We start from the raw sequence: 12,590 nt of genomic DNA, 5'->3' as shown, positions 1-12,590 counted from the left end.
GCCCTGCGAACCCCGCGCGCAGGTGACATCGCTGCCTGTCGGCCCGCGCCCGTCGGCCCCTGCCTGCCCGGTCGCCTAGACTGGGGCGGCATTCTGCCATGTGGTGGCGGACGAGATGGGAGGAGAGAGATGGCCGGGCATTCCAAGTGGGCGACGACCAAGCACAAGAAGGCCGTCATCGACGCCAAGCGCGGCAAGCTGTTCGCCAAGCTGGTGAAGAACATCGAGGTGGCCGCGCGCATGGGCGGCCCCGATCCCGCGGGCAACCCGACGCTCTACGACGCCATCCAGAAAGCGAAGAAGTCCTCCGTCCCCAATGACAACATCGACCGCGCCGTCAAGCGCGGCGGCGGTCTCGACGGCGGGGGAGTGAACTACGAGACCCTCATGTACGAGGGATACGCGCCCGGTGGCGTGGCCGTGCTCGTCGAATGCCTCACCGACAACAAGAACCGTGCGGTCTCCGAGGTGCGGCTGGCCTTCAGCCGCAACGGTGGCAACATGGCCGAATCCGGCTCGGTGGCCTATCTCTTCGAGCGCCGCGGCGTGGTGACGCTCGCCAAGGGTGAGCACACGGAGGATGAGCTGCTCGAGGTCGTGCTCGATGCCGGCGCCGAGGAGATCAACGACGAGGGCGAGACCTTCGAGATCATCTCCGAGGCCACGGATGTCGTGGCGGTGCGCTCCGCGCTGCAGGAAGCGGACATCGACTACGACAGCGCCGAGGCGCAGTTCGTGCCCACGATGCGCACCCCCGTGGACCTTGATGGCGCGAAGAAGGCACTGCGTCTTATCGAGGCGCTCGAGGATAGCGACGACGTGCAGAACGTCTACTCCAACCTCGACATCCCCGACGATATCGCCGCCAAGCTCGAGGACGAGGACTGACCTGTGCGACGGTCCGCCGCTCCGCCGCGCGGACCGTCGCCCCGGATCCCGGGCCCACCCCGGATGAGGAGCACCGTGACGACGCTGCGCGTGATGGGGATCGACCCCGGCCTGACCCGCTGCGGCGTAGGGATCGTGGACGCCCTGGGCGGGCGGCGCGCGCGCCTCGTGCAGGCCCACGTGATCCGCTCCGCCGCCGAGGACCCGCTGGATCAGCGCCTGCTCACGATCGCGCGCGGACTGCGTGCGGCGCTCGAGGAGTTCGGCCCCGATGCCGTGGCCGTCGAGCGCGTGTTCAGCCAATCGAACATCTCCACCGTGATGGGCACGGCCCAGGTCTCCGGCATCGCCCTGCTCGAGGCGGCCGAGCGGGGCATCCCCACCGCCCAGCACACCCCCTCCGAGGTGAAAGCCGCGGTGACCGGCAGCGGCCGCGCCGACAAGAAGCAGATCCAGACCGTGCTGATGAAGGTGCTGCGGCTGGACGCCGCCCCGCAGCCCGCCGATGCCTCCGATGCGGTGGCGATCGCGCTCACCCAGCTGTGGCGCGGTGGGGGACCGGTGGCCCTGGATGCCACCGGCGGCGCCCGCACCAGCGCCCAGGCCATCTGGGCGCGCGCCGAGCGGGAGGCCCGACGCGCCCGGGAACGCTCCACCTCCCGGCAGTGATCGAACACGTGTTCTAGGGTGTCCCCGTGATCGCAACCCTCACCGGCACCGTCACCCGCATCGGCCTGGACTTCCTCATCCTCGAGGTGGCCGGGGTGGGCTACCTGGTGCGCACCACTCCGCAGGCCCTGTCCGCGACCCGGCACGGGGCCGAGCTCATGTTGCACACCGAGATGATCGTGCGCGAGGACGCCCTGACTCTCTACGGCTTCCCGCAGGCGGAGGAGGCCGAGACCTTCCGGATCATCCAGTCCGTCAGCGGCATCGGCCCGCGCACCGCCCTGGCCGTGCTGACGGTGATGGATCCCGAGGAGCTGCGGCGTGCCGTGGCCGAGCAGGACCAGAAGGCGCTCACCCGCATCCCCGGCATCGGCCCCAAGGGCGCCTCCCGCATGCTCCTGGAGCTCGGCGGGAAGCTCCCGGCCCCGACGGAGAGCGCCTCCGCCCCAGCCCGGGCGGACGCCCCCGCCCCGGTCACCGGTGCGGATGCCGATGTGGTCGAGGCCCTCGTGGGGCTCGGCTGGGCAGAGAAGGCCGCGCACGGTGCGGTCACCGCCGCACGCGAAGAGATCACCGGGACCGACGGTGGGGCTGGCGCTGACGTGGATGCGGCGTCGCTGCTGCGCCAGGCCCTGCGGCGCCTCGGGAGCCACCGATGAGCGAAGCCGCGCAGAGCCCGGACGCGATGAGCGCCGAGGCCACGAACACCACTGAATCGCCGCTGACCAGCCCCGATGCCGTCGCCCCCGAGCGCGCCGCCGAGGCCGCGCTGCGTCCGCGCCGCCTCGACGAGTTTGTCGGCCAGCAGGTGGTGCGCGACCAGCTCTCCCTCGTGCTCGACGCTGCCGTCGGGCGGGGACGCGCCCCTGAGCATGTGCTGCTGTCCGGGCCGCCGGGCCTGGGCAAGACCACCCTGGCGATGATCATCGCCGCGGAGCTGTCCGCGCCGCTGCGCATCACCTCCGGGCCCGCGATTCAGCATGCCGGGGACCTCGCGGCGATCCTCTCCTCCCTCGACGAGGGGGAGGTGCTGTTCATCGACGAGATCCACCGCCTGGCCCGCCCCGCCGAAGAGATGCTCTACATCGCCATGGAGGACTTCCGGGTCGATGTCGTGGTCGGCAAGGGCGTCGGCGCGACGTCGATCCCGCTGGACCTGCCGCCCTTCACGGTCGTGGGCGCCACCACCCGGGCCGGGCTCCTGCCCGCTCCGCTGCGCGACCGCTTCGGCTTCGTCGGACACCTGGACTTCTACACCGCCGCCGAGCTGCACGAGGTGGTGCGCCGCAGTGCAGACCGCCTCGAGGTGCAGCTCGAGGATGCCGCGGCCCGGGAGATCGCCTCCCGGTCCCGCGGCACTCCGCGCATCGCCAATCGCCTGCTGCGCCGCGTGCGGGACTGGGCGCAGGTGCGCGGCAGCGGCCGCCTGGATCTCGATGCCGCACGCGAGGCTCTGCGCGTCTATGAAGTGGACGAGCGGGGCCTGGACCGCCTGGATCGCGCGGTGCTCTCGGCCCTGTGCCGACGCTTCACCGGCGGCCCCGTGGGCCTGTCCACCCTCGCTGTCGCCGTGGGGGAGGAGACTGAGACCGTCGAGACGATGGTCGAGCCCTACCTCGTGCGGGAAGGTTTCCTGCTGCGCACCCCGCGGGGCCGGGCCGCCGCCCCCGCCGCGTGGGAGCACCTGGGGCTCGAGCCGCCCACCCCCGAGGAGGGCACCGCGCCGATGCTCGGCCGGTTCTGAGCCGCATTCCCCGCATATCGAGCATCGACGACGGCTGCGTCACCCTGGCATGGCAGGACCTGCTGCGGCAGGTACAGTGGACCGTCGGACACCATCGAGGACCGGGCCCGGTGCCCGGCGCCATGCGCCAGCCCACCCCCTGAAAGGACACCTGTGGAAGCCTTCCTGCCGCTCCTTCTCATCATGGGCGTGATGCTGCTGCCCATGCTGTTCCTCTCCAGCCGCCAGCGGAAGATGCAGCAGCGGCACCTGGAGATGGTGAACAAGCTGGGCGTCGGCGATGAAGTGCGCACCCACTCCGGGTTCTTCGGTCTGATCGTCGAGACCTACGACGACGTCGTCATCCTCGAATCCGAGGACGGCTCCCAGTCCAAGTGGGCGCGCCAGGCCATCGCCGCCGCGGTCGACCCGCAGGAGGGCACCGACCAGGAGGCCCTCGGCGCTGAGGACAGCGACGCCGTCGAGACCGCCGATGCCGACCAGTCCGCCGAGACCACCCTCACCGAGCCGGATGCTGAGGGCAGCACCGGGACCGCCCGGGAGGGCGAGGTCCCCGGTGTGACCACCTCCCCGGCCAGCCACGAGGCCGAGCGCCGCCAGAACTGATCCAGCGTGCCGGGGGCGCGAGCTCCCGACCCCGAGCCCGTCGTCCTGAGGAACCACGCACCATGCCCGCACGTCGCATCGCCCTCGTGGCTCTCGCGGTGATCATCCTGCTGCTGGGCGGCGGGATCGGCGCCGGCGTCAGCCAGGGAGGCTGGCAGGCCGCCCCCAAACTCGCCCTTGACCTCGAGGGAGGCACTCAGGTCATCCTTCAGGCCCAGTCCCGTGACGGCTCAGCGATCGACGCCGCCGCCATGGAGCAGGCCCGCCAGATCATGAGCCAGCGCGTGAACGCGATGGGCGTGGCGGAGACCGAGATCACCGTCCAGGGCGGTACCAACATCGTCGTGGACGTCCCGGGGCAGCTCGACCAGGCGACCTCCGAAGCGATCCGCCAGACCGCCGCGATGTCTTTCCGCCCGGTGCTGGGGGTCGTCGCCCCCGAAGGCAGTGGAGATCCGATGCCCTCTGACGGCGGTGGCTCCGACGCCGGTGGTGGTTCCGACGCCGGTGGCGCCGAGGACACGGGCGAAGAATCCAGTGCCCCGCCCGTGGATCCCTCCGAGCAGAAGTTCGAGGGGCTGATCGGCTCTGATCCCGCACTCGGCCCGCCGCCGGCCGTCGCCGAGGGCGAGCTGCCCTACCCGGCGTGGTCCTCCGAATGGATCACCCCCGAGATGCAGGCCGAGGTGATGACCGCCGACTGCGTGGACCCCGCGGCGCAGCAGGAGCGCACCGCCCAGGCCGCCGCCGATGAGCCGACGGTGGCCTGCGCCCCCGACGGCTCGGCGAAGTATCTGCTGGGTCCCGAAGTGGTCGCCGGTGCCGCCATCCAGGACGCCAGCGTCGCCTCCGATGTGACCCCCACCGGGCAGCCCACCGGCTTCTACGTGGTGAATCTGCGTTTCGATGACTCTGCCGCGCAGCCCTTCGCCTCCATGACCCAGGCGCTGTACAACGGGGAGGGTGCCAGCCCCGCCTTCGGCATCGTCCTGGACGGGCTGGTGATCTCCGCCCCGCAGGTGCAGGAGCCCTCCCCGGGCGGTGAAGCCTCGATCTCCGGTAACTTCACCCAGGAGCAGGCCTCTCAGCTCGCCGACCAGCTGCGCTTCGGTGCGCTGCCGCTCGAGTTCGAGGTGGCCTCCGAACAGCAGATCTCCGCCACCCTCGGGGCGGACCAGCTGCAGATGGGCCTGATCGCCGGCTTGATCGGCCTGGTGCTCGTGGTGCTGTATGCCTTCGCGCAGTACCGCCTGCTGGCGATCGTGACCACCGCGAGCCTGGCCCTGATGGGGCTGCTGACCTACGGCACCCTCACTGTGCTGTCCAACCTCCCGGAGATCGGCTACCGCCTCTCGCTGGCCGGCGTGGTGGGTCTGATCGTCGCGATCGCTTTCACCGCCGACTCCTTCATCGTCTACTTCGAGCGCGTGCGCGACGAGATCCGCGACGGCCGCGGGATCCTCGCCGCCGTGGATCACGGCTGGGACCGCGCCAAGCGCACCATCCTTGCCTCGGACGCGGTGAACCTCCTGGCTGCGGTGGTGCTGTACGTGCTCTCCACGGGCGGCGTGCGCGGTTTCGCTTTCGTGCTGGGGCTGACCACGATCCTGGATCTGCTGGTTGTGTTCCTGTTCACCCACCCCATCCTGCAGACGCTCGTACGCACCCGCTTCTTCGGCAAGGGCCACCCTCTGAGCGGTCTGGACCCCGCGACCATGGGGCGGAACGTTCCCGCCTACGCGGGCCGCGGGCGGGTGCGCAGCGTCGCCGAGCGCGGCGGGGGCGAGGAGCGCCGCCGAGGCCGTCGCCGCGGGGCCGCATCGGCCGAGCCGGCCCGCGAGCCGCTCGCGGTGCGGCGCGCCCGCGAAGCCCGGGAGGCTCGGGAGGCCGAGGAACGGCAGGATGGAGCTGGCAGCGCAGACATCACCGACAGCCCAGACAGCACTGACAGTACTGAGGGCGCAGACACCGCTGGTGGTACCGACACTCCGTCGAGCCCCGATGAGACGAAGGAGCAGGACCGATGACCGCCGCGTTCGCCCGCTTCGGCAATGACCTGCATGCCGGTCGTCGGATCCTGCCGATCGTCTCCCGCCGCCGCACCTGGTACCTGATCTCCCTGATCATCCTGGCGCTGCTGGTCGGCGGCTCTGCCCTGCGCGGCCCCAACCTGGGCATCGAGTTCACCGGTGGCTCCGAGTTCCAGATCGCCGGGGTGGCCGATACCGAGCAGACCTCTGCCCGCGATGTGGTGCGCGAGCGCCTGCCGGAGAACGAACCGAAGATCACGGTGCTGGGCCAGGACACCCTGCGGGTCCAGACCGAGCAGCTGGACTCGGGGGAGACCGCGCAGCTGGCGCAGGAGCTCGCCTCCGCGTACGACGTCTCCCCGGACGCGGTCTCCACCTCCTACATCGGCCCGGTGTGGAGCGGGGATGTCACCCAGAAAATGATCCGCGGTGTGGTCGTGTTCCTCGCGCTCGTCGCGGCGATGATGGCCCTGTACTTCCGGAACCTGAAGTCCTCCCTCGCGGCGATGGGAGCCCTGATCCACGACATGCTCGTGACCATCGGGGTCTACCTCGTGGTGGGCTTCGAGATCACCCCGGGCACCGTGATCGGCTTCCTTACCGTGATGGGCTACTCGCTGTACGACACGATCGTCGTGTTCGACAAGGTCCGCGAAAACACCGCGGACCTCACCGAGCAGAGGCGCCGCAGCTTCGCAGACCTCGTGGAGCTGGCCGCGAACCAGACCCTGGTGCGGTCGATCAACACCTCCGTGGTGGCGCTGTTGCCGGTGGGGTCGATCCTCGCCATCGGCGCGTTCCTGCTGGGCGCCGGGACGCTCAAGGACATATCCCTGGCCCTGTTCATCGGCATCATCGCCGGCACCTACTCGTCGATCTTCCTGGCCCCTGGATTCCTCGTGGATCTGCGTCGGCGGGAGCCTCAGATCGCCGCCCACACCCGCTCCGTGCAGGACGCGCGGAAGGCCCCGACCGATCGGCCCGCGACGGACCGACCCACCGCCACTGCCTGAGGACAGCGATGACCCCGACCTACCAGCCCACCACCGCCCAGATCGAGGCGCTGCGCGCCTCGCACATCGCCGAATACCCGAACTTCCCGACCGAGGGCGTGCTGTTCCGCGACATCACCCCGCTGCTGCGGGATGCGCGCGCCCTGCGCACGGTGCTCCACCACTGGATCTCCCTGTTGCCGCCGGACGTCGAGTACATCGTGGGCACCGAAGCGCGTGGCTTCGTGCTCGGGGCACCGCTCGCCTACGAGCTGGGCGCCGGCTTCATCCCGGTGCGCAAGGCCGGAAAGCTCCCCGGCAACCCCGCAAGCCTCACCTACGACCTCGAGTACGGCAGCGCCGAGATCCAGATCCCGGAGAACTCCCTGCCCGCGGGGGCGCGCACCCTCGTGGTCGATGATCTGCTCGCCACCGGCGGCACCGCCGCCGCGACGATCGAGCTGACCCGCTCCTTCGGCGTCGACCTGCTGGGCGCCTCCTTCCTCATCGAGCTCGAAGGCCTCGGCGGCCGCGAGAAGCTGCCCGATGTGGACATCACCACCGTCTGGTCCTTCCCCAACTGACAGGGCCGTCGCCAACTGACCGGTCCGTCCTCAACTGACAGGGGCCTGACGCCCCGGCGGAGGGCGCGATCGCGCTGCCGCGGCACGGGCCGGACGGTGTCCAGCACGGCGATGACCGGCGCGTAGACTGGAGCTCTCGCGTCCAGGAGGTGTGCGCCATGCAGCAGTCGGCATCCGAGCCCGGCCGGACCGAGACCGCCCCGGCCCCGGAGGACCGCAGCCCGGAGCGGGTCCCCCGTCCCACCGCGAAGCCCGCCCCGCCCCGTCGTACCCGGTCGCGGCTGTCCTTCTTCAGCCCCTGGTCCACGACGGCCGCCGTGGACCCGCTGCTCGCGCCGCTGTTGGAGACCATGACGGCGGTCAGCCCCAAGGAGGACCAGGCGATCGTCCGCCGCGCCTTCGGTGTGGCCGAGCGTGCCCACCGCGGACAGATGCGCAAGAGCGGTGACCCCTACATCACCCATCCCGTCTCTGTCGCCACGATCCTCGCGGAGCTGGGCTCCCCGGCCGATGTGATCGCCGCCGGGCTGCTGCATGACACCGTCGAAGACACCGACTACTCCCTGGAGCGGCTCAAGGAGGAGTTCGGGGAGGTCATCGCGGTGATGGTCGATGGCGTGACGAAGCTGGACAAGGTCACCTACGGTGAGGCCGCCCAGGCCGAGACGGTCCGCAAGATGATCGTGGCGATGAGCCGCGATGTGCGGGTGCTGTTGATCAAGCTGGCCGATCGGCTGCACAACGCCCGCACCTGGAAGTACGTTCCCTCCTCCTCCGCTGAGCGCAAGGCCAAGGAGACGCTGGAGATCTACGCGCCGCTGGCCCACCGTCTGGGGCTGAACACGATGAAATGGGAGCTCGAGGACCGCTCCTTCCAGGTGCTCTACCCCAAGGTGTATGAGGAGATCGTGGCGCTCGTGGCCCAGCACGCCCCGGCCCGCGAGCAGTACCTGTCCACCGTGACCACGCAGATCAATGAGGACCTGCGCAAGGCCAAAATCAAGGCCGAGGTCACCGGACGGCCCAAGCACTACTACTCGATCTACCAGAAGATGATCGTGCGCGGCCGCGACTTCCAGGACATCTACGACCTGGTGGGCATCCGTGTGCTGGTGGACACCGTGCGGGACTGCTACGCGGTGCTAGGCACACTGCACTCCCGCTGGTCTCCGGTCCAAGGCCGGTTCAAGGACTACATCGCGCTGCCCAAGTTCAATCTCTACCAGTCGCTGCACACCACCGTGATCGGCCCCACCGGCAAGCCGGTGGAGATCCAGATCCGCACCTGGGAGATGCACCGCCGCGCCGAATACGGGGTGGCCGCGCACTGGAAGTACAAGGCGATGGGTGCGCACCAGAACGCGGGGGAGGCCGCCCGGATCGGGAACGACGCCGCGTGGCTGCGGCAGCTCATGGACTGGCAGAAGGAGACCACCGACTCCGGGGAGTTCCTGGACTCCCTGCGTTTCGAGATCACCACGCAGGAGGTCTACGTCTTCACTCCCAAGGGGGACGTGCTGGCCCTCACCCAGGGCGCGACCCCCGTGGACTTCTCCTATGCCGTGCACACCGAGGTCGGGCACCGCACCATCGGCGCGCGGGTCAACGGTCGCCTCGTGTCCTTGGAGACGCCGCTGAACACCGGGGACACGGTCGAGGTCTTCACCTCGAAATCCGCGGACGCCGGCCCCAGCCGCGACTGGCTGGGCTTCGTGAAGACCCCGCGGGCACGCAACAAGATCCGCCACTGGTTCTCCAAGGAACGCCGCGAGGAAGCGCTCGAGAAGGGCAAGGACGAGCTCGCCAAGGCGCTGCGTCGCCAGGATCTGCCGATGCGCCGCCTGCTCACCCACGAGACCCTCGCGACCGTCGCCTCGGATCTGAACCTCGCCTCAGTCGATGCGCTGTACACCGCGATCGGTGAGGGGCACACGAGCGCCCAGCACGTGGTGGAGCGTCTGCGCGCCTCCTTCGGCGGCACCGATGGTGCCGAAGAGGACGTCGCAGAGGTGACGCTGCCCTCCAAGGTCCGCTCGCGCGCCGGGCGCACCGAACGGCATGCCGCGGAGACCGATCAGGGCGTGATCGTCGACGGGCACTCCGATCTGTGGGTCAAGCTCGCCAAATGCTGCGCCCCCGTGCCGGGCGATCCGATCGTCGGCTTCATCACTCGCGGCTCCGGCATCTCGGTGCACCACAGTTCCTGCTCCAATGCGATCCAGCTGCAGGAGCAGCAGGCGGACCGGATCGTGGACGTCTCCTGGTCGGGCCGCCACTCCACCGCGTACCTGGTGCATATCAAGATCGAGGCGCTGGACCGCCCACGGCTGCTGACGGACCTTGCGCAGGTCATCTCCGAGCAGCAGGTGAATCTGCAGTCCGCGTCGGCGCAGTCCAACACCGATCGCCTGGCCACCTCCTTCTTCTCCTTCGAGCTGGCCGACCCTTCGCATCTGCAGTCTGTGCTGTCGCAGGTGCGCCGCGTGGAGGGCGTCTACGACGTCTACCGCGTCACCGCCGATGGCAAACCGGTCGAAGACCGAGCCCCGCTCACCGCGAGCTAAGGGCGGGGACCTGCTGCGGATAGAGGGCGGCCAGACGCGTACGTGCCGCGGAGATCCCCGGGTAGCGCCAGGCAGTCCGCAGCAGATGCGCGATCTGCGTCGGCCGCGTATGGCCGCTGTCCACCAGCTCGTGCACGAGCGCCGCGGCCTCTTCGGGCGGGCTGAAGCGCAGCAGATCCGCGGCGGTGCGCGCGGGGACCGTGACCGGCGCGCCGCCGATGGTCTCCACGTCCCAGGGCCGCAGCAGTCCGTATCGCTGCACCACCCCGGCGAGGTCGCCGCGATGGGTTGGGGACAGCAGCTCGATCGGCGTGGGCGGCACCCCGCCCAGCAGCACCCAGGCCGCGGTGGGCCCGGCGATCACATGATGGGCCTGCAGCTGTCCGCCCAGAGCGCAGCCCACCACGAGGGCGCGGCTGATCGCCGTGCCCAGCACATCGGGCGGGACGAACAGGCCGGGCCGCAGGCGCACCACGTAGCCATCGGCCACCAGGCGCGCGGTCGCGGGCGTCTCCGCGAAGCGCAGCAGCTCCTGCCCGAGGGGGACGGCGAGCTCCGCGGCGTGATGCGACCACGCCGCACACAGGCCGACAGACCGGGGCGGCGGGTGCGGGGGCCGTGAGGCGGCAGGGGCGGTGAGCAGCGCAGCAGTCATGGGCCGACCCTGCCAGAAACCGGCGAGGGACGGATTCGGCATTGTGGATGACTGCATTCCGACCGCCCTCCGAAGGCCTTGTGGAGGACGTTGAGATGCCGCCGCCGACTGGTCGAGCGAGGAGAGGGTCAGCCCAGATCGCGCGCCGAGCGCTCGATCACCGCGAGCCATTCGCGGCGGGCATCCAGCGCGGCCTGCGCCTCCTGGATCTTCTTCGGATCGCCTCCGGCCTGCGCCTTCTCCAGCGCCTCCTCATAGGAGGCGATCGCGGAGTGCAGCTGCGAGCTGGCTCCCTCCACGCGGGCGCGCGTGCGCGGATCGGTGCGGCGCCACTCGGCCTGCTCCGCGTCCTTCACCGCCCGTTCCACGGCGCGCAGACGAGCGTCGATCCGGCGCATATCCGCCCGCGGCACCTTCCCGGCGTCCTCCCAGCGGTCCTGCACCGAGCGCAGCGCCTTCTTCGCGGCCTCCAGATCGGCGCTGGGATCGATCGCCTCCGCCTCGGTGAGCAGCTCCTCCTTGACGGCCAGATTCTGCTTCTGCTCCGCCTCGGTCTCGTGTAGATCCGCGTTGCGGGCGGCGAAGAACGTGTCCTGCGCAGCCTTGAAGCGCTTCCACTGCGCATCGTCCTTCCTGCGGTTGCCGCGCGGCGCCTCCCGCCAGCGGGACATGAGGTCTTTGTAGGCGCGGACCGTCGGCCCCCAATCGGTGGAGTCCTGCATCGACTCCGCCTGAGCAATCAGACGCTCCTTGATCTGTGCGGCCTCCGCATGGCGCTCATCGAGCTGGGAGAAGAACTGCTTGCGCATGCGATCGAAGGTCGAGCGCGCCGCAGACAGGCGCTTCCACAGCGCCTCCTCGGTCGGACGATCCAGAGACACGCCCTCGGACTGCATCTGCTTCCACGTCGGCACCATCTGCCGCATGGTCTCCCCGGCTTTCTTCCAGGAGATCTGCTGCGGATCGGTCGCCACCAGCTGCTCGATGGACTCCACGAACTCGGTGCGCGCACGGGTGGCCTCTGCACGTGCCGCCGCCCGCTCGGCCTCGAGGGCGTGAATCTTCTCCTTCGCGCGCTCACGCAGCTCGTTCGCCCGCACCCGCAGCGCAGGAATGTCGCCCACCACGGCGGGCTCCTTCATGTTCTTGCGGAGGTTCTCCAGCAGCCGGTTCAGCTCATTCTGCGTGTGCTCGGGAGCGTTCAGCGTGGTCTCGGTCAGATCAAGGAACGCCACCAGGTCCAGGTAGCCGCGGGCATAGGGCTCCAGCACCGCATCGTGATCGGCGTTGGCCTCGGTGCTCTGCCCGATCACACGCACCTGGGTGCCGTCTTGCACCGTGACCGTCCCGTCCTCCGCAACGGCGCCGTGGGTCTTCGCCTCGGCGATCGCTGCCGGGTCGTACTCGGTGACCGGCGGGGCCACCGGCAGCAGCGTCGCCCGCGGCTTCTTCGCAGCCATCGCCGCGGGGGAGGGACCGGCCGGACGTGCAGGGCCCGGGCGGGGAGCCGCAGGCTTCGGCGCCGGAGACGCGGGGGCAGCCGTGGTGGGCGCGGCCTCCGTGGCATCCTCGGGCGCCGCCTCGGCAGTGGGCTCTGCGGGGGCCTGGGCTGCGTCGTCCGCCGCGGCGTCGGCAGTGGGCTCCGCGGCAGCCTCAGGGGCGGCCTCGACGGTGGGCTCCTCGGGGGTCTCCGGGCCAGTTCCCGCGAGCGGTCGAGTCCGGACGGATCGGCGCGACGCCGGATTCCGCCCGCGCCGTGGCCGGGCAGGTGCCGCGGCACGCGGGATCGCCCGCGCCCGGGCTCGCTCCCGTCGCCGCCGAGGCCCCGGGCCGCGCGGCGGCCCACCGGTCCGGGGCC

The 12,590-nt window shown here is 70.4% G+C and carries 11 protein-coding genes; 9 read left to right on the top strand and 2 right to left on the bottom strand.

Annotated features, from left to right (window positions below):
* Positions 1-129: 129 nt before the first annotated feature.
* The 9 genes from MU407_RS06340 (at position 130) to MU407_RS06300 (ending at position 10,077) form a co-directional block, all read left to right on the top strand.
* Complete coding sequence (locus MU407_RS06340) at positions 130-888, top strand: YebC/PmpR family DNA-binding transcriptional regulator (RefSeq protein ID WP_246956236.1); 759 nt, start codon at positions 130-132, stop codon at positions 886-888.
* Between the two features lie 75 nt (positions 889-963).
* Positions 964-1,557 carry a crossover junction endodeoxyribonuclease RuvC gene (gene ruvC / locus MU407_RS06335; protein ID WP_246956234.1) on the top strand — a complete coding sequence of 198 codons (594 nt, stop codon included), beginning with the start codon at positions 964-966 and terminating at the stop codon, positions 1,555-1,557.
* A gap of 26 nt (positions 1,558-1,583) precedes the next feature.
* The gene (gene ruvA / locus MU407_RS06330) at positions 1,584-2,216 is read left to right on the top strand and encodes a Holliday junction branch migration protein RuvA (RefSeq protein WP_246956232.1); all 633 of its coding nucleotides are present in this window, start codon (positions 1,584-1,586) and stop codon (positions 2,214-2,216) included.
* A 26-nt stretch (positions 2,217-2,242) separates the two neighbouring features.
* Positions 2,243-3,301, top strand: coding sequence for a Holliday junction branch migration DNA helicase RuvB (gene ruvB / locus MU407_RS06325; RefSeq protein ID WP_102236002.1), 1,059 nt, complete (start codon positions 2,243-2,245; stop codon positions 3,299-3,301).
* Positions 3,302-3,454: 153 nt separating this feature from the next.
* Positions 3,455-3,907: a preprotein translocase subunit YajC gene (yajC, locus tag MU407_RS06320; RefSeq protein ID WP_246956230.1), complete on the top strand. Its 453-nt coding sequence runs from the start codon at positions 3,455-3,457 to the stop codon at positions 3,905-3,907.
* Positions 3,908-3,969: 62 nt separating this feature from the next.
* Positions 3,970-5,934, top strand: coding sequence for a protein translocase subunit SecD (gene secD, locus MU407_RS06315; protein ID WP_246956229.1), 1,965 nt, complete (start codon positions 3,970-3,972; stop codon positions 5,932-5,934).
* Entirely contained in the window at positions 5,931-6,950 is a 1,020-nt protein-coding gene (secF, locus tag MU407_RS06310) for a protein translocase subunit SecF (protein ID WP_102235819.1), read from the top strand. The genes secD and secF overlap by 4 nt, the downstream gene beginning before the upstream one ends.
* A gap of 8 nt (positions 6,951-6,958) precedes the next feature.
* Entirely contained in the window at positions 6,959-7,513 is a 555-nt protein-coding gene (locus MU407_RS06305) for an adenine phosphoribosyltransferase (protein ID WP_102235820.1), read from the top strand.
* A 158-nt stretch (positions 7,514-7,671) separates the two neighbouring features.
* Complete coding sequence (locus tag MU407_RS06300) at positions 7,672-10,077, top strand: bifunctional (p)ppGpp synthetase/guanosine-3',5'-bis(diphosphate) 3'-pyrophosphohydrolase (RefSeq protein ID WP_246956227.1); 2,406 nt, start codon at positions 7,672-7,674, stop codon at positions 10,075-10,077.
* On the opposite strand, the gene MU407_RS06295 is transcribed toward MU407_RS06300, so the two are convergent.
* Positions 10,064-10,732 (bottom strand): hypothetical protein, encoded by a 669-nt coding sequence (locus tag MU407_RS06295; RefSeq protein ID WP_246956225.1) that lies wholly within the window; start codon positions 10,730-10,732, stop codon positions 10,064-10,066. The two genes, MU407_RS06300 and MU407_RS06295, sit on opposite strands and share 14 nt — an antisense overlap.
* Before the next feature lie 128 nt (positions 10,733-10,860).
* A complete protein-coding gene (locus tag MU407_RS06290) occupies positions 10,861-12,192 on the bottom strand; it encodes a DUF349 domain-containing protein (protein WP_246956223.1) in 1,332 nt (443 codons plus the stop codon).
* Positions 12,193-12,590: the final 398 nt, after the last annotated feature.

Origin of the sequence: Brachybacterium sp. Marseille-Q7125 (assembly GCF_023062615.1) — a bacterium.
Taxonomy (GTDB): Bacteria; Actinomycetota; Actinomycetes; order Actinomycetales; family Dermabacteraceae; genus Brachybacterium.
The sequence above is the reverse complement of the archived record's forward strand: the minus strand, read 5'-3'. Positions and strand labels throughout refer to the sequence as shown.

Coding starts and splice junctions, on each gene's coding strand:
- MU407_RS06300 (WP_246956227.1), top strand. CDS start 7,672: ATGCAGCAGTCGGCATCCGAGCCCGGCCGGACCGAGACCGCCCCGGCC.
- secD (WP_246956229.1), top strand. CDS start 3,970: ATGCCCGCACGTCGCATCGCCCTCGTGGCTCTCGCGGTGATCATCCTG.
- ruvB (WP_102236002.1), top strand. CDS start 2,243: ATGAGCGCCGAGGCCACGAACACCACTGAATCGCCGCTGACCAGCCCC.
- MU407_RS06295 (WP_246956225.1), bottom strand. CDS start 10,732: ATGACTGCTGCGCTGCTCACCGCCCCTGCCGCCTCACGGCCCCCGCAC.
- MU407_RS06340 (WP_246956236.1), top strand. CDS start 130: ATGGCCGGGCATTCCAAGTGGGCGACGACCAAGCACAAGAAGGCCGTC.
- MU407_RS06305 (WP_102235820.1), top strand. CDS start 6,959: ATGACCCCGACCTACCAGCCCACCACCGCCCAGATCGAGGCGCTGCGC.
- MU407_RS06290 (WP_246956223.1), bottom strand. CDS start 12,192: ATGGCTGCGAAGAAGCCGCGGGCGACGCTGCTGCCGGTGGCCCCGCCG.
- secF (WP_102235819.1), top strand. CDS start 5,931: ATGACCGCCGCGTTCGCCCGCTTCGGCAATGACCTGCATGCCGGTCGT.